The sequence below is a fragment of the Hephaestia mangrovi genome, assembly GCF_019880555.1.
GTDB lineage: Bacteria > Pseudomonadota > Alphaproteobacteria > Sphingomonadales > Sphingomonadaceae > Sphingomonas > Sphingomonas mangrovi.
Map to the genome: position 1 here is coordinate 208,217 of NZ_JAINVU010000002.1, position 19,883 is coordinate 228,099.

Here is a 19,883-nt window from a genome sequence, read left to right on the forward strand (position 1 = left end):
CACGTTCGCCGGTGACGATGCAACGCGAACGCTGCGTTCTGAATGCCGATCGGCTCTAATCGTAGGCGAAGCGGAAGACGCTCCAGACCAGCGCGAATGCCGCCAGCCACACCATCACGACGATGGCGAGGCCGAGCCAGCTGGTCGGGCGGTGCGACGCGGCTTCCGCGGCGGCGCGATGCTCGGCCATCTGCTCGGGCGTGACCAGCCGCTCGAACAGCCAGACGCCCGCCGGGATCAGGATGACGTCGTCGAGCAGGCCGATGACCGGCAGGAAATCGGGAATCAGGTCGATCGGCGACAGCGCATAAGCGGCGACCAGCAGACCGACCAGACGCGCCGTCCACGGCGTGCGCGGATCGCGCGCCGCCAGCCAGACGGCGTGCGCCTCGACACGGGCGCGATGAGCGAGCGAAGGGCCGGCCATTATCGCGGCATCGCGCGGCCGGGCAAGCCGGTCAAGCCGCGCCCTCGTTCGGATTATTTGCGGAGGCGGTCTCGCCTGGTGTCACTGCATTCGACGCTACGCATAGCTCACGACTTCATATTCGATGCCGTCGCCATCCTTGAAATAGAAGCGCCGGCCGGGTGCGTAATCAGCGTGGCCATAGGGTTTGAGGCCGAGCGCGAGCGCGCGCCGTTCTACATCGTCGAGTTGCTCGACCAGGACACCGACATGATTGAGCGGCCGACCCGGCATCGAGGGCCGGCCGTCGAGCGGCGCGGCGGCGGGGACGTGCAGCGCGAGGTAGCTCATCTCGTTGCCGACATGGACAGTGAAGCCGCGGCCGATGGTGACGCCGCGCCAGCGCTCGTGCCAATCGAACAAGCGCTCCATCATCCATGCCGTGCGATCGGGATCGCTGACCGTCAGGTTGACATGTTCGAGTGCCGCGTGCGCCATGGGACGTCTTCTCCGTTGAGCCAGATTCGGTTGACGGCGCCCTTATGCAACCTCAAGTTAAGTTGAGGTCAAGCTATTTTGGAGAGCGATGATTCGGGGAGGCGAGCTGATCCCGATCGGACAATTGGCGGCGCGCGTCGGCGTCAGCGTTTCGGCGATCCGCTTCTACGAAAGCCGGGGCTTGCTGGCGCCGCTGCGCAATGCCGGCGGGCAACGCCGCTTCGTGCGATCCGACATCCGCCGGTTGTCGTTCATCCTGATCGCGCAGCGACTGGGCCTGTCGATCGAGGAAATTAAGCGCGAACTGGACAAACTGCCGGGCAATCGCGCGCCGACCGCCGCCGACTGGCAGACGATCAGCCGCAGCATCCAGGCGCTGCTCGATGAGCGGATCGCGATGATGGCGCGGCTGCGCGACCGGCTGACGAGCTGTATCGGCTGCGGCTGCCTGTCGCTGAGCGTGTGTGCGCTTCACAATCCCCGCGACAGCGCTGCGGCGCGCGGGACGGGGCCGCGTTATCTCTTCGACGATGCCGGGGGCGGGGCAATCACCGCGATTGAAGCGCAGCGGCCGCGCCAAGCAGCTCCAGATCGTCGCGATTGATCACCGCGATCGGTACCTCGGCAAGCTGGCGCGAAAAGGCCTCCTTGGCGGTCATCCGCCGGCGTAGCGCCGGGTCGGCGAACTTGTGGAGCAGCGCCCGGGCGATGGCCCCGCTGAGATAGACGCCGTCCCAGGCGCCTAACGCCAGCACCAGATCGCCGATCATGCCGCCCAGCGCGCCGATGAAGGTGGTGAGCGTGGCTGCCGCGATCGGATCGCGCGCGGTATCGCGGGTGATGACCTCGGGCGCGGGCGCCGGGCCGCCAGACAGTGCCTCGTAGATGGCGACGAGGCCGGGCGCGCTGATCAACGCTTCGTTGCCGGCTGTCCCGCCGCGCCTGGCAAGATGCTCGGCAACCTTCGCCTCCTCGGGCGTCGTGACCGGAAAGCTCATGTGCCCGCCTTCGCTCTGCACCACGGCGAGACGGCCGCTCGCCGTCACTAGGCCGGCGACGCCAAGGCCCGTGCCGAGCCCGATCACCAGGAAGCTGCCGCCGGGGCGCACCGGCTTGGGGCGTGGGCCGGGCAGGGGCTGGAACGCGCTATCGGACAGTTCGGGGAGCGCGAGCGCGTTGGCGGCGCATTCGTTGATCGCATGCGGTCGCGCGCGCAGCACGGCCTCGACCCCGGACAGCGAGATATACCAACGGCTGCCGGTCATGTTGACCACGTCGCCGCGCACCGCGCCGGCGATCGCCAGCGCGCTCGGCAGCACCCGGTTCTCCATGCCGGCCTGTTTCAGATAAGCGGCGAGCGCGGACGTGAACGTGGCATGATCCGCGGTGTGAAAGGTCTGAACGTCGCGCGGCGCCAGTCCGGCGCTGCCGCCGCTCAGCCCGAAGCGCACCGATACGCGGCCGATATCGGCCACGAGCCCCACATCCTCGCCCCCCATTGGCGCCTCTCCTTTGCGACCCATCGTTCGCCGACGGTGCCGGGGTGATCGCTAACATATCGGGCCGCGAATACCAGCCGAAACTTCAACCGGGTACGAGCCGGGGCTGACGCAGAGGACGCGCCGCTATCTGTAGTGGTGGCAGCAGGTTGTTTCGAAGTGCGACCGCTTGTCAGCGATCAGCCCGCATAGTGGCTGAGAACCTCGTTCAGGCCGCGTGGTGTGCGTTTGCGGGTGGGAGAATAGAAGGGCGAATAGAGCGCGCGGATGCCCTTTTTGAGCAGCGCGCCGATATGCCACAGCATGGCGTCTTCGCGCGCGATCGACGCCTCACGTTCCGCGTCGGTCATCGCGGCGCGATCCACCTCCAGCAAATGCTGGCGCGATCGGTATGTATGTTTCGTCAGGTGCGCCATGACGAAGCGCGTGATCCAGACGCGATAGAAATAGGTGTAATAGAGGCGGCGCCACAGGCTGCCGCGCGCCGCCAGCGCCATGTAGAGCTTGAAGGCGATTTCGCGGTGCTCGAATTCCTCGGCATAATGCCAGCTGAACAGCCCCAGCGGGCCGGGCAGCGCGTCCTGCTTGTACTCGTCCAGCTCCTCGAACCACAATTGCGCCCAGACGATCCCGAACGCCTCGAAGCCTTCGACATAGCCGAGGCAGAATTCGATCGACCGGTTCTCGAGAAAGTCGTTCAATTCATCGCAAAACCGCCGCTCCAGCTCGGCGATCCGGGGATAGTGCCCGGTCTTGAAGCATTTGTTGAACCTGACGTGCTGGCGGTAATGCTGCGCTTCCTGCGCGATGAACCAGTCGACCTCGCGGATCAACTGGGCATCCCTGACCGGATCGAGCCGGTCCTTCACTTTCTTGAAGACGTTGATCGCAAACGGCTCGAGCCCGCACGGCAGCAGCGATACCGAATTGAAATACTGCGCGAACTCATGATGAGGCGCCCAGCGCGGGAAGCAGGACGAGAAATCGATCTTGGGGTAGCGAACGGTGAGCATGGCGGCTGCTTCCAGCGTTGTGCCCCGCCCAGGCGAAGGCCTTCGCTTCCGCCCTGTCTTATCCAGGTTAAATTCCGCTAAAAACGCACGGATTTCTTGCCGCGCTGCCGCGCGCGCGAACGCAAAACAAGACCGGGGTGACGGTTCGCCTCATCAGAATCGAACCGTCACCGGCGACCTCGTTTCAGGGTCCATGGCGCTCCATGACCGTCGAGCGCATCGCTTGGCGCTGCCCCATGGATGCCGAAACAAGTTCAGCATGACAGGCACTTATGACGCGACCGTCGATTTCACTATATCAAAGGACTTCGAACAGCCCCGCCGCGCCCATGCCGCCGCCGATGCACATCGTGACGACGACATATTTGGCGCCGCGCCGTTTGCCCTCGATCAGGGCGTGGCCGGTCATCCGCGCGCCGGACATGCCGTAGGGGTGGCCGATCGAGATCGCGCCGCCGTTGACGTTGAGCAGATCGTTGGGGATGCCCAGCTTGTCGCGGCAATAAAGCACCTGGACGGCGAACGCCTCATTGAGTTCCCACAGGCCGATATCGTCCATCTTCAGATTGAAGCGTTCGAGCAGCTTGGGGATCGCGAACACCGGGCCGATGCCCATCTCGTCGGGCTTGGTGCCGGCGACCGCCATGCCGACATAGCGGCCGAGCGGGGCGAGCCCGCGCTTCTCGGCGAGCTTCTCCTCCATCAGCACGCTGGCGGAGGAGCCGTCCGAGAGCTGGCTGGCGTTGCCGGCGGTGATCGTCATGTCGGGGCCGAGAACCGGTTGCAGCGACTTCAGCCCTTCCAGGCTGGTGTCGGGGCGGTTGCCCTCGTCCTTGGCCAGCGTCACTTCTTTCTGGGTGACTTCCTTGGTTTCCTTGTTGGTGACGTTCATCGTCGCGGTGACGGGGACGATCTCGTCGTCGAACTTGCCCGCGGCCTGCGCCGCGGCGGTGCGCTGCTGCGATTGCAGGGCATAGTCGTCCATCACGTCGCGGCTGATGCCGTAGCGCTTGGCGACGACTTCGGCGGTCTGCAGCATCGGCATGTAGATGTCGTCGTGCATCGCCAGCAACTCGGGATCGGGCGCGACGCGCATCTGCGGGGTCTGGACCAGGCTGATCGATTCGACGCCGCCGCCGATCGTGATGTCCATGCGGTCGTCGATGATCTCCTTGGCGGCGGTGGCGATCGCCATCAGGCCGGAGGCGCACTGGCGATCGACCGACATGCCCGCCACCGACACCGGAAGACCCGCGCGCAACAGCGCCTGGCGGGCGATGTTGCCAGCCTGGTGGCCCTGCTGGAGCGCGGCGCCGAACACGACATCATCGACTTCTGCGCCGTCGATCTTCGCGCGCTGGACGGCGGCCTCGATCGACTTCGCCGCAAGCGTCTGCGAGGGCAGGGCATTGAACGCGCCGCGATAGGCGCGGCCGATCGGCGTGCGGGCGGTGGAAACGATGACGGCGGAACGCATGGGGAATCCTCTCTTTGGCTTAAACGAAAATCTGGCTGATCCATTCGGCGATCATTGCGGGCTTGTCCTCGCCCTCGATCTCGACGGTGAATTCGTTGACCTGTTGCCACTGGCCGGGCCGCTTCTCGTCGAACGACAGGAGTTTGAAGCGGCCGCGCACGCGCTTGCCGGAACGCACCGGCTGCAGGAAGCGGACTTTGTTGCCGCCGTAATTGACGCCCATCTTCACGCCCTCGATCTCGGGCCGGTCGGGCACTTTCGAGGCGAGCAGCGGCATCAGCGACAAGGTGAGGAAACCGTGGGCGATGGTGCCGCCGAACGGTGTCATCTTCGCGCGTTCGGGATCGACATGGATGAACTGGTGATCGCCGGTGGCATCGGCAAATTTATCAATCATTTCCTGCGTGACTTCGACCCAGTCGGATATTGTTTCCATGCCGATGCGTTGGGCCATCTCCTGAACGGGAATCGTCGACACGGCTTTCCTTTCGGGGATCTTTCGTCGTAGCGCGGGCCATCACATAGGACCGCGCTACCCCCCGGGGCAAGCCTCAGTTGACCGAGAACACGAATATGACCGTTGACGCTACGTCCGCCGCGCGGGAAAGCATGGCTAAGCTGCACCGCGCGCCCGAACCCGATGTTCTAAAACCGCTGATCGAGCGTGCGAAGACCGATTCGTCGACGCGCTATCGGGTGATGGGGCAGGCCTCGTCGCTGCTCGACGAACTGCGCGCGGCGCAAAACAAGGGGTGGGTGAACCAGTTCCTCAACCAGTATCAGCTCGATTCGTCGGAAGGCCTGGCGCTGATGACGCTCGCCGAGGCGTTCCTGCGGGTGCCCGATTCCGATACCGCCGACTGGCTGATCGCAGACAAATTGGGCGATGCCGACTGGCTGGCGCATCGCGGCAAGTCGCGTTCGCGGATGGTCAATTCGGCGACCTGGGGTCTGGTGGTGGGCCGCGCGCTGGTCGGCGAGGGCGACGAAGGGCCGCTGCGCCGGCTGATCGCGCGCGCCGGCGAGCCGTTCGTGCGCCAGGCGGTCGGCGCCGCGATGCGCAAGATGGGCGAGATCTTCGTGATGGGCCGCACCATCGAGGAAGCGATGAAGCGGATGACCAAGCCCGAATATCGCGGCTTCACCGCCAGCTTCGATATGCTCGGCGAGGCGGCGCGCACGGCGCGCGACGCGCAGCGCTTCTACGAGGCGTATGAAAATGCCATCGCGGCGGTGGGCAGCGATCGCGCGGCCGGGCATTCGATCTCGGTCAAGCTGTCGGCGCTCAACGCGCGCTACGAGGTCGCGCAATATGATCGCTGCGTGCCCGAGCTGACCGAGATGCTCGAAGCGCTGGCGGTGCAGGCGGCGAACAAGGGCATCGCGCTCACCGTCGACGCCGAGGAACAGGACCGGCTCGAAATGAGCCTCGACATCATCCAGAAGATCGCCGGCCTGCCCGCGCTCAAGGGCTGGGACGGGTTCGGCATGGCGGTGCAGGCGTACAGCAAGCGCGCGCGGCCGGTGATTGCCTGGGCCGACGCGCTCGATCGGGTGATGAACGTGCGGCTGGTCAAGGGCGCCTATTGGGATACCGAGATCAAGAAAGCGCAGGTCGACGGGCTCGACAATTATCCGCTGTTCACCCGCAAAGCCTCGACCGACGTCTGTTACCTCGCCTGCGCGAAGGACATGCTCGCCGCGAAGAACATCCGCCCGGCGTTCGCCAGCCACAACGCGCTGACGGTCGCGACGATCATCGAATGGGCGGGTAATTCGCGCGACTTCGAGTTCCAGCGGCTGCATGGCATGGGCGAGGGCCTCTACGAGCGGCTGGTGCGCGAGAATGGCTATCGCTGCCGGGTCTATGCGCCGGTCGGCGGGCACAAGGATCTGCTCGCTTATCTCGTCCGGCGGCTGCTCGAAAACGGGGCAAACACCAGCTTCGTCCACCAGCTCGCCAAGGAGGAGCTGAGCGAGGACGAACTGCTCGCCGATCCGGTGGCGAAGGTGGCCAAGGTCGGCGGCACCCGGCATCCGTCGATCCCGCTGCCCAAGGATCTGTACCAGCCGGAACGGACCAACAGCGCCGGGATCGATCTCGGCGACCGCAAGGTGCTGAAGCGCGCGCGGACGGCGGTCAACAAGCCGCACGCCTATATGGCCGACGGGTTCACCGACAAGCTGGCGCAGACCCAGGTTTTCGACGCGATCGCGCGCGCCGAAGCGGCGTTTCCGAAATGGACCGCGCGCAATGTCGACGAGCGTGCGGGCATGCTCGAGAAGCTCGGCAATTTGCTCGAGAAGCATCGCGACGAATTGATGGCGCTGTGCATCCAGGAAGCGCACAAGACGATCCCCGACGCCCTTGCCGAGGTGCGCGAGGCGGTCGATTTCTGCCGCTATTATGCGGCGCGGGCGCGGGCCGATCTGCAATCGGTCGAGCTGCCGGGGCCGACCGGCGAGCACAACATGATGCACCTCGACGGGCGCGGCGTGTGGGCGACGATCGCCCCTTGGAACTTCCCGCTGGCGATCTTCCTGGGGCAGACGGTGGCGGCACTGGTCACCGGCAACACCGTTGTCGCCAAGCCGGCGCCGCAGACGCCGCGGATCGCCGCACGCGCGGTCGAGCTGGCGCACCAGGCGGGCATCCCCAAGGACGTGCTGATCCTGGTTTCCGGCGGGCCGGAGATCGGCGCGGCGATCACCCACGATACACGAGTGCAGGGCGTGGCGTTTACCGGCTCGACCGGCACGGCGCGCCGCATTGCCCGCTCGCTGCTGGAGGATGAGAACCGCGCGCTCGTCCCGCTGATCGCCGAAACCGGCGGCATCAATGCGATGATCGTCGATTCGACCGCGTTGCCCGAGCAAGTGGTGGCCGATGTCATCACCTCGTCGTTCCGCTCGGCGGGGCAGCGCTGCTCGGCGCTGCGTCTGCTGCTGCTGCAGGAGGATATCGCCGAGGGCATGATCGAGATGCTCAAGGGGGCGATGGACCTGCTGGTGATCGGCGATCCGGGCGATCCGGCGACCGATGTCGGCCCGGTGATCGACCAGGCAGCTTACGACAAGCTGATGTCGTATCGCGATTCAGTGCACGGCCAGTGGCTCAAGACCGTGGAGGTGCCGGCCGAGGGCCTGTTCGTGCCGCCGACCTTGATCGGCATCGATGCGATCGAGGATCTCCGCCAAGAATGGTTCGGGCCGTTGCTCCACGTCGCGACCTGGCCGGCAGGCAAGCTGATCGAGACGATCAAGCGGGTCAACGACAAGGGTTTCGGGCTGACGATGGGGCTGCACAGCCGCATCGCCCGCGCCGCCGAGGTGACGGAACACCATGCCCATGTCGGCAATCTCTACGTCAACCGCTCGATGATCGGCGCGGTGGTCGGCAGCCAGCCGTTCGGCGGCGAGCGGCTGTCGGGCACCGGGCCCAAGGCGGGCGGGCCGCATTACCTGTTCCGCTTCGTCGCCGAGCGCGCGGTGTCGATCGACACCACCAGCGCCGGCGGCAATGCCTCGCTGCTCAGCATGGGCGACAGCACGATGTGAGCGGTCAGAAGCTATGAACGCGTTTCGCAAAGGTGAAACGTAGCGTGCCATCTTGGACACGAACGTCTTGAATCTCGTAGAGGCCGGTGTAACCGCTTCGACGCCAAGGACCGTCGCCGTCTGGTATAACGCTTTTGGTTAAAAGCGCTTCGCCCTTACGCAACGCTTCGACAAACGGCAACCATTCTGGTCGGTCGTCGACACCGGGATCTGCGTATTCGGGCCAGGTGCCTCTGGTCCATCGCTCATGGACGCAGGGGTAGTCCTTGCCCTGCCATCTGGCGAACCACGATCCTTGGCGGCCTTTCGGCGTTATCATCCCTTTACTCCTGTTTTGGGTTCCCCTAGCCGTCGCTCGCCGCGCTCGCGCAGGTCCGCGAGCAGCGTCTCGATCGCCCAGCGGCTGGCGGTGGCGATCTCGGGCGCGGTCATATCCCATTGGTCACGCATTTCGCGCCAGGCGAAGCCGCTCGCCAACAACTGGATCGCCGCGATCGCATAAGTGCGGTCCGGCTCGGGCAGGGCGATACCCGCCTCGTCGAGCAGCGCGCGATAAGCGGCGGTGCGCTCGGGCTTCATTACGTTGCGGATCGCGCGGCCCTCGGGGCTCGCCATCGCCACCGTCATCGCCGCGGCCTTGGCATCGAAATTGGCAAAACCGGCATCGAGCCCGTCGAGCAATCCGGTCAGGCTTTTCGGCATGCCGACCGGCGGGCCGAGCTTGCGCCACATCGCGGCGCGCAGCGCGTCCTGATCGGGAAAGTAGCGATAGACCGTGCGCCGCGACACGCCGGCGCGTGCGGCGACATTGTCATGGTTGAGGTGCTCGCCCTCGGCGATCAGCGCGAGCAGGGCATCCTCGATACGGACTTGGGTGGTGGTTGGGGCATCCATGCCGTCGTCATGGCCGTTGGCACAAAATGTGTCAAATAATGATTGACACATTTTGTGCCATGATCGATCATGCGTCATCGAGTCGGAGGACGGGCATGATTTTTCACGTATCGATCGATGCGGACGATCCGCGTCATGTCGCGGGCGTGCTCGCGGAATTGTGGGGCGGCGCGGCGGAGCCGTTTCCGCCCGTTGCCGAAGGAAGCTGGATGGCGATGGCCGGCGACGATCGCAACACCACGATCGAGGTCTATCCGCGTGGCACCGAGCTGGTCGAGGCGCAAGGCGATGCCGATGCCTATGGTGTAAAGGGCGCGCCGGATCGGCGATCGGCGACGCACATTGCCCTGGCCACCGCACTGGGCCCCGAGGCCGTGTTCGCGATCGCCGAGCGCGAGGGCTGGCCGGCCAAGTATCGCAAGCGCGGCGGGGTGTTCGGCGTGGTCGAGCTGTGGATCGAGGGGTGCCGGATGGTCGAGGTGCTCACCCCCGAGATGCAGGCCGAATATGCCGCGACGATGACGATCGCCGGATGGCGCGGTTTCCTCGCAAGCGTGCGCGGCGCCGACGCGGCGCTCGCCTGAGGCTCAGCCTTTCGTCGGCTTTTCGTCCTCCTTGAGGTCGATGCGCTTGACCGGCTGCACCTCCGGATAAGGCATGATGACGGTGCCATCGGGCGCGGCGGTGTAGGTCGTCTGGGTGGGGTAGGCGATCGTGATCCCTTCTTCGGCGAACTTCTTCATCACCGCCACCAGGAACTTGTCGCGTGTCGCATGGGCGACCGACCAGTCGGCGCCGGGCGTGTCGATCCAGACCGTGTGGTTGAGCGCGCTGTCGCCGAATTCCTCGAAGCCCGATCGGCTTGCTTCGCCGCCGACGCTTTCGACCAGTTCCTTGAGCATCGCCGGCAGCCGCTCGAGCGTTTCCACTGGCGTCTCGTAAGCGACGCCGATCGTATAGGTCGTCCTGATCTTCTGGCGGCCCGCGAGGTTGATGATGAACTTGTCGAGCAGGTTCTTGTTGGAAACGATCAGCATCTCGCCAGTGAACATGCGGATGCGCGTCGATTTGAGGCCGATTTCGTCGATCGTGCCGAACTTGCCGTCGACATTGACGCCGTCGCCGCGGCTGAACGGTCGATCGAAGATAATCGCCAGCGCCGCGAACAGATCAGCGAAGATGCCCTGCGCGGCGAGACCGATGGCGATGCCGCCGACACCGAGGCCGGCGACGAGGCCAGTGACGTTGACGCCGAGATTTTGCAGCAGCACCACCAGCGCGATCGCGAACACGACGATGCTGACGAGCAGGCGGATCAGGCCCATCGCGTTGAGCACCGCATCACCCTGATAGTCTTCGGCCGAGGTGCGGTGCTCGATCGCGCCGAGCACCAGCTCACGTGCCCAGATCGCGCCCTGAAAGACGGCCGCGACGACGAACAGGAAATCGACGATCGCGTCGAGCGCCGGCGGCGTATCGGCATAGCCGTCGACCAGCCGGATCGCGACCATGACGATGAAGAAGCTGGTCGTCCTGCTGACTGCGCGGCCGATGATCGTCCGCCAGTCCGAGCGTGGGCGCTCGGGACGGCACAAGCGCGCGCCGAGCCCGCGCAACCCGTAAAGGATGGCGGCGATGACGATGCCGATCACCGCGGCGATGATGATCTGCAGCCAATGCGTCTGCAGCCAGTCAGTCGTCGCCACGACGAAATTGTGGATCTGCTGCTGCATCGATTCGGCCGGCTTGACGGGCGCGGGCGCGGGCGTGGTCGTCGCGGGGGCGGCGGCGTTACTGGCGAACATGGCTCTCTCTTCAGGCTGCTTGGCGCGTCGGCGCGGCTTCGGCTTCGAGGAAGGCGATCAGGCCGCGCTCGATGCGCGTCAGGTATTTCATGGTGCGGGGCAGCTTCAGCACCGCGCGGAATGCCGACTGGCCGCTCTTGCTTTTGGCAAGGTCGATCAGACGGGGGTGGACGTAGGACTTGCGCGCGATCGCCGGGGTGTTGCCGAGCGCGGCGGTGACTGGCTCGAGCATCGTCTTTAGGCTGATGTCGCGCTTCGCGGTGGCGAGCGCCTCGAAGGCGAGCATGCTCGCGCCCCAGGTGCGGAAGTTCTTGGCGGTAAAGTCTGAACCCATTGCTTCATGGATATAGTCGTTGACGTCGCCCGATGTCACGGCATGGCCTTCGCCGTCGCTGTCGATCCAGCGGAACAGGTGCTGGCCGGGCAGATCCTGGCAATTGCGCACGAAGCGGATCAGTGAGCCGTCGGCGATGGTCAGCGCGCGCGTCTTGCCCGATTTCGCCTTGTATTGCAGCTTGAGGACGCGGCCGTCGAGATCGGCGTGGCGCTTGCGCAAGGTGGTCGCGCCATAGCTCCTGTTCGATTTGACATAGCATTCGTTGCCGACGCGCACGAAGCCGAGATCGAGCAGGCGAACGACCGCGGCGACGGCGCGATCCTTGTCCATCCTGCGGTGGCGCAGGTCGGCTTCCACGCGCCGGCGCAGCTTCGGCAGCGCGCGGCCGAATTCGGCGCAAAGCTCATATTTCTCCGCTTCGCGCGCCTCCCGGAAATCGGCGTGATAGCGATATTGCTTGCGTCCTTTCTCGTCCCAGCCGACCGCCTGGATGTGGCCGTTCGGCTTGGGGCAAAACCAGGCGTCTCGATAGGCGGGCGGCAGCCCGATGGCGTTCAGGCGATCGATCTCCTCGCGATCGGTGATGCGCTTGCCGTCGGCATCCCAATAACCCCAGCCGTGGCGGACCTTGCGGCGGGTGATGCCGGGCTCGCTGTCATCCGAATAGACGATCCTCGCCAAGGCATTCCCTTCCGCTTGCGCAACGTCGCTTCCAATGCGCGGACCATCGCCTGGTTCCGGAACGGGCGGCGCGAGCGGTCGTTCAATCGGCGTGCAACCCGAACAAGATGGAGGACATCATGGCCGATCTTACCGGCAAGACAGTGCTGATCATGGCGACCGACGGCTTCGAGCAATCGGAACTGTTCAAGCCGCGCGAGGCGCTGCTCGATGCGGGCGCGACGGTGACGCTCGCCTCGATAAAGACCGATCCGATCCAGGGCGTCGTCAACGACGACAAGAAAGCCGAAACGATCACGCCGGATATCACGCTCGATCAGGTAACGCCGGATGAATACGACATGCTGGTGCTGCCCGGCGGCGTCGGCAATCCGGACAAGTTGCGGATGCAGGCGCGCGCGCCCGAAATCGTTCGCGCCTTTCTGGAAGCCGGCAAGCCGGTCGCGGCGATTTGCCACGCGCCTTGGTTGCTGATCGAAGCCGATGTCGTGAGAGGCAAGAAGGTGACGAGCTGGCCCTCGGTGCGCACCGATCTGCGTAATGCGGGCGCGGACGTGGTCGATCAGGAAGTGGTGGTCGATGGACAGCTCATCACCAGCCGCAAGCCCGATGACATCCCGGCGTTCAACGCGGCGATCGCCAAGGCGTTGACTCGCGAGCTGGCCGACGCCTGACAGCGAAATCGATCCGCCGCGGATACGAAAACGGGCGCCGGAATCGACCGGCGCCCGCTTTCTGACAGTTAAGGATCAGGCCTTGACGTGCTTCGAGATGTGCTTGTTCATCTCGAACATCGAAACGCGATCCTTGCCGAACACCTTCTTCAGCTTGTCGTCGGCTACGATCTCGCGCTTGTTCTCGGGGTTCTGCAGGTTGTTCTTCTTGATGTGGTCCCACACCTTGCTGATCACCTGGCTGCGCGGCAATTTGTCGTTACCGACGATCGCCGCGAGCTCGGGCGAAGGCTGAACGGGGGCGTGAATACCGCCGGTCTTGGGTGCATCGGCCATGTTTATCCTTTCCTTTCAGGTCGCAGGCCGCCGCGAATCATCGCGCGGCCGAGCGGGCCCCGTTTGTGCGCTGCCTTCACGCATTTGTCACGCCCCGACGGGCGGTTGCATCGGCAGGCGGTTGCCTGCATCTGGGGAGCGAAGCCGAGAAGGAGCACAGGATGAAGACCCGCGCCGCCGTCGCGTTCGAAGCGAAACGCCCGCTCGAGATCGTCGAGCTCGATCTGGATGGGCCAAAGGCGGGCGAGGTGCTCGTCGAGATCATGGCGACCGGCATCTGCCACACCGATGCCTATACGCTCGACGGGCTGGACAGCGAGGGGCTGTTCCCCTCGATCCTCGGCCATGAGGGCGCCGGCATCGTTCGTGAGGTCGGCGCGGGGGTTACCTCGGTGAAGCCGGGCGATCACGTCATCCCGCTCTACACGCCCGAATGCCGCCAGTGTAAATCGTGCCTCAGCCAGAAAACCAACCTGTGCACCGCGATCCGCGCCACGCAGGGCAAGGGCCTGATGCCCGACGGGACCAGCCGGTTCAGCTACAAGGGGCAGACGATCTTCCATTACATGGGCTGTTCGACCTTCTCGAACTTCACCGTGCTGCCCGAGATCGCGGTGGCGAAGATTCGCGAGGACGCGCCGTTCGACACCAGCTGCTATATCGGCTGCGGGGTCACGACTGGGGTCGGCGCGGCGGTCAACACCGCCAAGGTGGCGCCCGGCGAGAACGTCGTAGTGTTCGGGCTCGGCGGGATCGGGCTCAACGTCATCCAGGGCGCGAAGCTGGCCGGGGCGGACCGCATCATCGGCGTCGACATCAATTCGACCCGCGAGGAATGGGGCCGCAAGTTCGGCATGACGCATTTCCTCAACTCGAAGGGCCTGTCGCGCGAGGAGACGATCGCGAAAATCCTCGAATTGACCGACGGCGGCGCCGATTACACCTTCGACGCAACCGGCAATACCGAGGTGATGCGCACCGCGCTCGAATGCTGCCACCGCGGCTGGGGCGAGAGCATCATCATCGGCGTGGCCGAAGCCGGCAAGGAGATCGCGACGCGGCCGTTCCAGCTCGTTACCGGGCGTGTGTGGAAAGGCACCGCGTTCGGCGGCGCGCGCGGCCGCACCGACGTGCCGACAATCGTCGACTGGTACATGACGGGCAAGATCGCGATCGACCCGATGATCACACATCGGCTGACGCTCGACGAGATCAACAAGGGCTTCGACCTGATGCACGCCGGCGAGAGCATCCGGTCGGTGGTGATCTATTGAGGGAGAGGAAAAGATGTTCAGCCATGTGATGGTCGGCGCCGACGATATTGCGGCGTCCAAGGCTTTTTATGATGCCACGCTCGGCGCGCTGGGCTGCAAGCCCGGCATGACCGACGACAAGGGGCGCGTGATCTACGCGCATGATGGCGCGCTGTTCATGATCTCCAACCCGATCGATGGGGCGCGGGCGACCCATGCCAATGGCGGGACGATAGGCTTCCGTGCCTCGTCGCCCAAGCAGGCGGACGCCTGGCATGCCGCGGGGGTCGCCAATGGCGGCACTTCGGTCGAGGATCCGCCCGGCGTTCGCGAAGGCGGCTTCGGCAAAGTCTATCTCGCCTATCTGCGCGATCCCGCCGGCAACAAATTGTGCGTGGCGCATCGGCTGGCGTGATGGAAGCGGCGCGATGGATTCTCACGCTCGCTTGCGAGGATCGGGTGGGGATCGTCGCGGCGGTAAGCGGGTTTCTCGCCGAGCGCGATGGCTTCATCGTCGATAGCCAGCAATATGCCGATCTGGAAACCGGGCGGTTCTTCATGCGCGTCGTGTTCCAGGCCGGCGGGCCGCGCTTTCCCCTCGTCACGCGCGTGTTGCGCGAAGCGTTTGCCGAAACCGCGGCGCGGCTGGACCTGGGCTGGGCGCTGGTCGACGCCGAGGCGAAGCCGCGTGCGGTTATCGCGGTTTCCAAGGGCGGGCACTGCCTCAACGACCTTCTGTCCCGCCGCCAATCGGGCAGCCTAGCCGTCGAGATCGCGGGCGTCGTTTCCAATCATGACACGCTTCGCGGGCTGGCCGAGTGGCATGGCGTGCCGTTCCACTATCTGCCGATCGACAGGGGCGATCGCGCGGCGCAAGAAGCGGCGATCGCGCGTGTCATGGACGATACCGGGGCCGAACTGCTGGTGCTTGCGCGCTATATGCAGGTGTTGTCGGCTGATTTCGCGACGCGGCTCGACGGGCGGTGCGTCAACATCCACCACAGTTTCCTGCCGGGGTTCAAGGGCGCCAGGCCCTATCATCGCGCGCATGAAAGGGGCGTGAAACTGATCGGCGCGACCGCGCATTTCGTCACCGGCGATCTCGATGAAGGGCCGATTATCGAGCAGGCGGTCGAGCGCGTCGATCATCGCGCCTCGACCGATGACATGATCGCGATCGGCCGCGACATCGAAGCCCAGGTGCTGGCGCGAGCGGTCAACGCGATCGGCGCGCGGCGCGTGTTCCTCAACGGCGGCAAGACGGTGGTGTTCAAGTGACGACGATCGAGACGGTATCGGAGAACAAGGCGTTCGGCGGCGTACAGGGCGTCTATCGCCATGCCTCGGCAGCGACGGGCACCGGCATGACCTTCTCCGTGTTCGTGCCGGCGCATGATGCGGGCGAGCGATTGCCTGTGCTGTGGTATCTTTCCGGGCTGACCTGCACGTATGCCAATGTCACCGAGAAAGGCGACTATCGCGCCGCCTGCGCCGAGCACCGGGTGATCTTTGTCGCGCCGGACACCAGCCCGCGCGGCGACGGCGTGCCGGATGATGAGGCCTATGATTTCGGGCAGGGCGCCGGTTTCTACCTCGACGCGGCTGAGGCGCCCTGGGCGACGCATTTCCACATGCGCCGCTATATCGAGGACGAGGTGCCGCAGGTGATCGCCGCGCATTTCCCGGCGGCCATGGCGCGGCAATCGATCACGGGCCATTCGATGGGCGGGCATGGTGCGCTGACGATCGGGTTGCGCAATCCGGATCGGTTCCGCTCGGTCTCCGCCTTCGCGCCGATCGTCGCGCCGTCGCGCGTGCCGTGGGGCGAGAAGGGGCTGGGCGGCTATCTCGGCGCCGATCGCCTGTCATGGCGGCGCTATGACGCCTGCGCGCTGATCGAGGATGGCGCGCGGCTGCCCGAATTGCTGGTCGATCAGGGGGATGCCGATCCGTTTCTTGCCGATCAGCTCAAGCCCGAGTTGCTCGCGTCAGCGTGCCGGGCGGCGGGAATCGACCTCACGCTACGAATGCAGCCGGGATACGACCACAGCTATTATTTCATTTCGACCTTCATGGCCGATCACGTCGCCTGGCACGCCGCGCGGCTGAGGTGACCTTTGCCTTGGCTCCGCCCGCTTTCCATGGTGGCAACGAAGTTCGCCGCATCAAACTCGAATCGTCACCTGCGAACTCGTTTCAGGGTCCATGGAGCTCCAGTCACCGCCAGGCGCGGCTGCTGCTGTTGTTCCATGGATGCTGAACCAAGTTCAGCATGACGACACTGATGCAGCGAACTCCAGATTCTAGAAATTAAATCCGACCGCGACGCCATATTGGCGCGGCTCGATCGTGAATACGTTGGTGAACAGGCCCGACGACTGGTCAGTGACATACTGGCCGGTAATCGCATTGTCGTTCGTCAGGTTCTTCACGAAGCCCCTGACATACCATTTGTTGTCCGGGCCGTTGACCGTCAGCTGCGCGTTGACGACCTCATAGCCGGGCAGGCGATCGATCGGCTGGTTGAAGATCGAGGCATAGCTGTTGCCGGTGTAATTGAGATCGACGCGCGGCACGATCGTCCAGTCGCTGGCGGTATGGAACGTGTATTGCGCGCCCACCGCGAACTTGTAGCTCGGCGCCTGCGGCAGCTTGTTGCCCTTGACGTTGACCGGCACGCCTGAGCCTTCGAAATTGATCCCGCCGAACAGCGCGCCGACGGTTCCGGCATTCTCTTCCAGCTGGTCGCAGATCGAATAGGCGCCGTAGGTGCCGTTGGGCAGTACCTGGGTCGCCGGTTGCAGGATCCCCGGCTCGCCGATGCTGGTGCCGATCGCGCCGTTGATCGTGTCGACATAGGCCTGCGCCGCCGCGGCCGAGCCGGCGGCCGAATAGACCGCGCAGTTGGACGCGTTGGTGATGTCCTTGATGATTACCGCATCGGTGCGGCCGCCCGAGGGATCGCGCGGGTTGGCCAGATAGGTGTCGCCGCTGACCTTCGATTTCAGCCAGCTGAAATTGGCGTTGACCACGAAATCGGGGGTCGGGCTGATGATCGCCTCGGCCTCGATGCCGTAGATCTTGGCATTGACGTTATCATTGACCGCGGTGCGCGCGACGATGCGGGCGAGCTGCAGGTTCTTGTAATCGTAATAGAAACCGGTCAGGTTGAGCTGCAACGTGCCATCGAGGAAGGTGTTCTTCGAGCCGATTTCATAGGCGTTGATGCTTTCCGGCTTGAATGCCGTCGGCACCGCGAACACCGGCGACAGCGGCGGGTTGATGCCGCCCGATTTGTAGCCGCGCGAATAGGACGCATAGAGCAGGTTGTTGCGGCTGATCTTGTAATCGAGCACCGCGCGGCCGGTCAGGCGGCCGAAGCTGACGTTGGTTTCCGCCCAGGGTTGAACGCCGGGCAGCGTCGAATCGAAATCGAGCCCTGCGTAGTTGAGCGCTTGGCTGAGATCGGTCGCGCCATAGGGCAGCGCCGGGTTGGCGCCGGCGGCGTCGACCAGATAGGTGGTGCGCGCCTTGAGATATTTCTGGTCGTGGTTGTAACGCAGGCCGAGCGTCAACTTGAGCTTGTCGTTGAATTCGAAATAGGTCTCGCCGAAAATGCCGTAGGACTTCAGGCGGAACTTCGCTTCGTCGTTATTGTAGAATGGCGTCGCGAACACCAGGCCTGGAGGCGCTGCGCCCGATGCGGCCGCTGCGGCGGCGAGCAGGCCCGACGTGTAATCGAGTCCGAAGGAATTGACGTAATAGGCGTTGTTGGTGGTCTTCTGATCGAGGTAGATGCCGCCGAGCAGGAAGTTGAACATCCCGTCGAAATGGCTGGCGACATGCGCTTCGACCGACCATTGCTTGTAATTCGCCTGCGAGCGATCGAAATCGATGCTGCGATCATAGCAGCCGATCGATGCCCCCGAATAGACGCCGCCATCGTTCTTCGACGCATCCGATTGGCAGACGCCACCGGCGGCGCCGTTGGGAATCAGCACATTGGCCAGGCCGGTGAACGGGTTGGTCGTGAGCCCCGGCGCGAAGCCGAGCAACGGCAGCGCCGCCGCGGGCAGGCTGGCCAGCGTCTGCAGCGTCTCGAGCCCCGGATTGTTGGTGAGCGGGCTTTCCACCGCCATCGTGTAATCGGTGCGGCTGTCGACCTTGTTGCTGGCGTAGCCGCCGGTCAGATTGAGGTCGATCTTGCCGAAACTATGGAAGAACTTGGCCTGATATTGCTGTTCCTGCGCGTAATAGGTCGGATTGAAGTCTTCGTTGACGTGGCGCAGGTTCGCCGGATTGGCCGCGTCGGCGAAGAAATCGGTGCCATAGACCGAGCCGAGGCCAAGCGGCGCCAGACCCGGATTGCCCGCGATCGACAGGAACTCGCTCGAGCTCTGGATCGAGGCCAGGGTGGAATTGCCGTTGGTCACGTCATTGGTCAGCCGATCGGGCAGGCAGCCCAGGATGCCGGTCGGATCGCGGTGGCAGAGCTGCTTCTGGATGCGCGCGCGATCGTCTTTCTCGTGGAAATAATAGCCGATCAGGTCGAGCCGCGTATCGCTGTCCGGCTCCCACGACAGCGTGCCGCGCACCGAATAGAGCTTGCGGCCGTCGATATCCTTGCCGTCGTAATCGTTGGTGGTGAAGCCGCCGCGGTTCAGCCACAGGCCAGCGACGCGCACGCCCAGCGTATCGCCGAGCGGCAGGTTGAACATCCCCTTGGCCTTCTTCGAATCGAAATTGCCATATTCGAATTCGCCATTGGCGTGGATGCCCGAAAGGTCCGGCTTGGCGGTGATGAAATTGACCACGCCCGAGGTCGCGTTGCGGCCGAACAGCGTGCCCTGCGGCCCGCGCAGCACCTCGATCCGCTCGAGATCGTAGAATTCGCTTTCGAACAATCGCGTCGAGACCAGCGGCATGTCGTTGACGTGGATCGCGGTCGCGCTGTCGCACGAGGTGCCGGTGCATAGGTCGCCGATGCCGCGGATCGTGAAGCTGGACGAGGTGAAGTTGGTCTTGGTGAAGCTGACGTTGGGCAGCGATTGCTGCAACGCGGCCGGGTTGACGATCTGCTGCTGCTGCAGGTTCTGCGCGGTGAAGGCCGAAACCGCGATCGGCACGTCCTGCAACCGCTCGGACTGGCGCTCGGCGGTGACGACGATGTCCTGAATGCCGCCGGCCTCTTGCTGCGTCTGGCCGGTCGCGGCGGTGGTGTCGGGCGCCGGCTCTGTTTGCGTGGGCGCGGTAGCAGTGTCGGTCTGGGCAAGCGCGGGAGCGGCCGAAAGCAGCGCGATCGCGGATGCGGCGAGCAGTTCGAACTTCTTCATGCTAGACATCCCCTCCTGCCGCTTGCCGGTCTTTTGGTGCCGGCTAAACGGAGTTCCTGTTTCAGGTATGTAAATTAAACGATCAAATAGCGCACCAGTCAATCGAATATAATTAGGAA

At 64.5% G+C, this 19,883-nt stretch carries 19 protein-coding genes; 8 read left to right on the forward strand and 11 right to left on the reverse strand.

The window, feature by feature from the left end:
* Positions 1–55: 55 nt before the first annotated feature.
* Both K7G81_RS04950 and K7G81_RS04955 read right to left on the reverse strand, forming a co-directional pair.
* Positions 56–427: a YkvA family protein gene (locus K7G81_RS04950; protein WP_223029652.1), complete on the reverse strand. Its 372-nt coding sequence runs from the start codon at positions 425–427 to the stop codon at positions 56–58.
* A 96-nt stretch (positions 428–523) separates the two neighbouring features.
* The gene (locus tag K7G81_RS04955; RefSeq protein WP_223029653.1) at positions 524–904 is read right to left on the reverse strand and encodes a VOC family protein; all 381 of its coding nucleotides are present in this window, start codon (positions 902–904) and stop codon (positions 524–526) included.
* 88 nt (positions 905–992) lie between these two features.
* On the opposite strand from K7G81_RS04955, the gene soxR reads away from it, so the two are divergent.
* A complete protein-coding gene (gene soxR, locus K7G81_RS04960; RefSeq protein WP_255586624.1) occupies positions 993–1,508 on the forward strand; it encodes a redox-sensitive transcriptional activator SoxR in 516 nt (171 codons plus the stop codon).
* Here the strand turns inward: soxR and K7G81_RS04965 are convergent.
* The 4 genes from K7G81_RS04965 to K7G81_RS04980 form a co-directional block, all read right to left on the reverse strand.
* Positions 1,453–2,403 (reverse strand): glucokinase, encoded by a 951-nt coding sequence (locus K7G81_RS04965; protein ID WP_223029654.1) that lies wholly within the window; start codon positions 2,401–2,403, stop codon positions 1,453–1,455. The genes soxR and K7G81_RS04965 overlap by 56 nt on opposite strands.
* A gap of 179 nt (positions 2,404–2,582) precedes the next feature.
* Positions 2,583–3,416, reverse strand: coding sequence for a metal-dependent hydrolase (locus K7G81_RS04970; protein ID WP_223029655.1), 834 nt, complete (start codon positions 3,414–3,416; stop codon positions 2,583–2,585).
* Positions 3,417–3,714: 298 nt separating this feature from the next.
* On the reverse strand, positions 3,715–4,893 hold the full coding sequence (locus tag K7G81_RS04975; protein ID WP_223029656.1) for an acetyl-CoA C-acyltransferase: 1,179 nt from the start codon (positions 4,891–4,893) through the stop codon (positions 3,715–3,717).
* A 19-nt stretch (positions 4,894–4,912) separates the two neighbouring features.
* Entirely contained in the window at positions 4,913–5,347 is a 435-nt protein-coding gene (locus tag K7G81_RS04980) for a MaoC family dehydratase (RefSeq protein ID WP_223030123.1), read from the reverse strand.
* Positions 5,348–5,502: 155 nt separating this feature from the next.
* Here K7G81_RS04980 and K7G81_RS04985 point away from each other — a divergent pair, with 155 nt between their 5' ends.
* On the forward strand, positions 5,503–8,451 hold the full coding sequence (locus K7G81_RS04985) for an L-glutamate gamma-semialdehyde dehydrogenase (protein ID WP_439649523.1): 2,949 nt from the start codon (positions 5,503–5,505) through the stop codon (positions 8,449–8,451).
* A 315-nt stretch (positions 8,452–8,766) separates the two neighbouring features.
* Here K7G81_RS04985 and K7G81_RS04990 read toward each other — a convergent pair whose 3' ends face one another.
* On the reverse strand, positions 8,767–9,345 hold the full coding sequence (locus tag K7G81_RS04990) for a TetR/AcrR family transcriptional regulator (protein WP_223029658.1): 579 nt from the start codon (positions 9,343–9,345) through the stop codon (positions 8,767–8,769).
* Between the two features lie 95 nt (positions 9,346–9,440).
* On the opposite strand from K7G81_RS04990, the gene K7G81_RS04995 reads away from it, so the two are divergent.
* Complete coding sequence (locus K7G81_RS04995) at positions 9,441–9,929, forward strand: hypothetical protein (protein ID WP_223029659.1); 489 nt, start codon at positions 9,441–9,443, stop codon at positions 9,927–9,929.
* Between the two features lie 3 nt (positions 9,930–9,932).
* Here the strand turns inward: K7G81_RS04995 and K7G81_RS05000 are convergent, their stop codons facing one another.
* Positions 9,933–11,150 carry a mechanosensitive ion channel family protein gene (locus K7G81_RS05000; RefSeq protein WP_223029660.1) on the reverse strand — a complete coding sequence of 406 codons (1,218 nt, stop codon included), beginning with the start codon at positions 11,148–11,150 and terminating at the stop codon, positions 9,933–9,935.
* 10 nt (positions 11,151–11,160) lie between these two features.
* A complete protein-coding gene (locus K7G81_RS05005) occupies positions 11,161–12,168 on the reverse strand; it encodes a DNA topoisomerase IB (protein ID WP_223029661.1) in 1,008 nt (335 codons plus the stop codon).
* Positions 12,169–12,287: 119 nt separating this feature from the next.
* Here K7G81_RS05005 and K7G81_RS05010 point away from each other — a divergent pair, with 119 nt between their 5' ends.
* Positions 12,288–12,842: a type 1 glutamine amidotransferase domain-containing protein gene (locus K7G81_RS05010; protein ID WP_255586625.1), complete on the forward strand. Its 555-nt coding sequence runs from the start codon at positions 12,288–12,290 to the stop codon at positions 12,840–12,842.
* A gap of 75 nt (positions 12,843–12,917) precedes the next feature.
* On the opposite strand, the gene K7G81_RS05015 is transcribed toward K7G81_RS05010, so the two are convergent.
* The gene (locus tag K7G81_RS05015; RefSeq protein ID WP_223029662.1) at positions 12,918–13,178 is read right to left on the reverse strand and encodes an SWIB/MDM2 domain-containing protein; all 261 of its coding nucleotides are present in this window, start codon (positions 13,176–13,178) and stop codon (positions 12,918–12,920) included.
* Between the two features lie 161 nt (positions 13,179–13,339).
* On the opposite strand from K7G81_RS05015, the gene K7G81_RS05020 reads away from it, so the two are divergent.
* The 4 genes from K7G81_RS05020 to fghA are packed head-to-tail and all read left to right on the forward strand — an operon-like array spanning position 13,340 to position 16,545.
* A complete protein-coding gene (locus K7G81_RS05020; protein WP_223029663.1) occupies positions 13,340–14,452 on the forward strand; it encodes an S-(hydroxymethyl)glutathione dehydrogenase/class III alcohol dehydrogenase in 1,113 nt (370 codons plus the stop codon).
* A 13-nt stretch (positions 14,453–14,465) separates the two neighbouring features.
* Positions 14,466–14,846: a VOC family protein gene (locus tag K7G81_RS05025; protein ID WP_223029664.1), complete on the forward strand. Its 381-nt coding sequence runs from the start codon at positions 14,466–14,468 to the stop codon at positions 14,844–14,846.
* Positions 14,846–15,709: a formyltetrahydrofolate deformylase gene (gene purU / locus K7G81_RS05030; protein ID WP_223030125.1), complete on the forward strand. Its 864-nt coding sequence runs from the start codon at positions 14,846–14,848 to the stop codon at positions 15,707–15,709. Before K7G81_RS05025 ends, purU begins: the two co-directional genes overlap by 1 nt.
* A 5-nt stretch (positions 15,710–15,714) precedes the next feature.
* Positions 15,715–16,545, forward strand: a complete 831-nt coding sequence (fghA, locus tag K7G81_RS05035) for an S-formylglutathione hydrolase (protein WP_223030126.1) — start codon at positions 15,715–15,717, stop codon at positions 16,543–16,545.
* A 189-nt stretch (positions 16,546–16,734) separates the two neighbouring features.
* Here fghA and K7G81_RS05040 read toward each other — a convergent pair whose 3' ends face one another.
* On the reverse strand, positions 16,735–19,764 hold the full coding sequence (locus K7G81_RS05040; RefSeq protein ID WP_223029665.1) for a TonB-dependent receptor: 3,030 nt from the start codon (positions 19,762–19,764) through the stop codon (positions 16,735–16,737).
* Between the last annotated feature and the right edge of the window lie 119 nt (positions 19,765–19,883).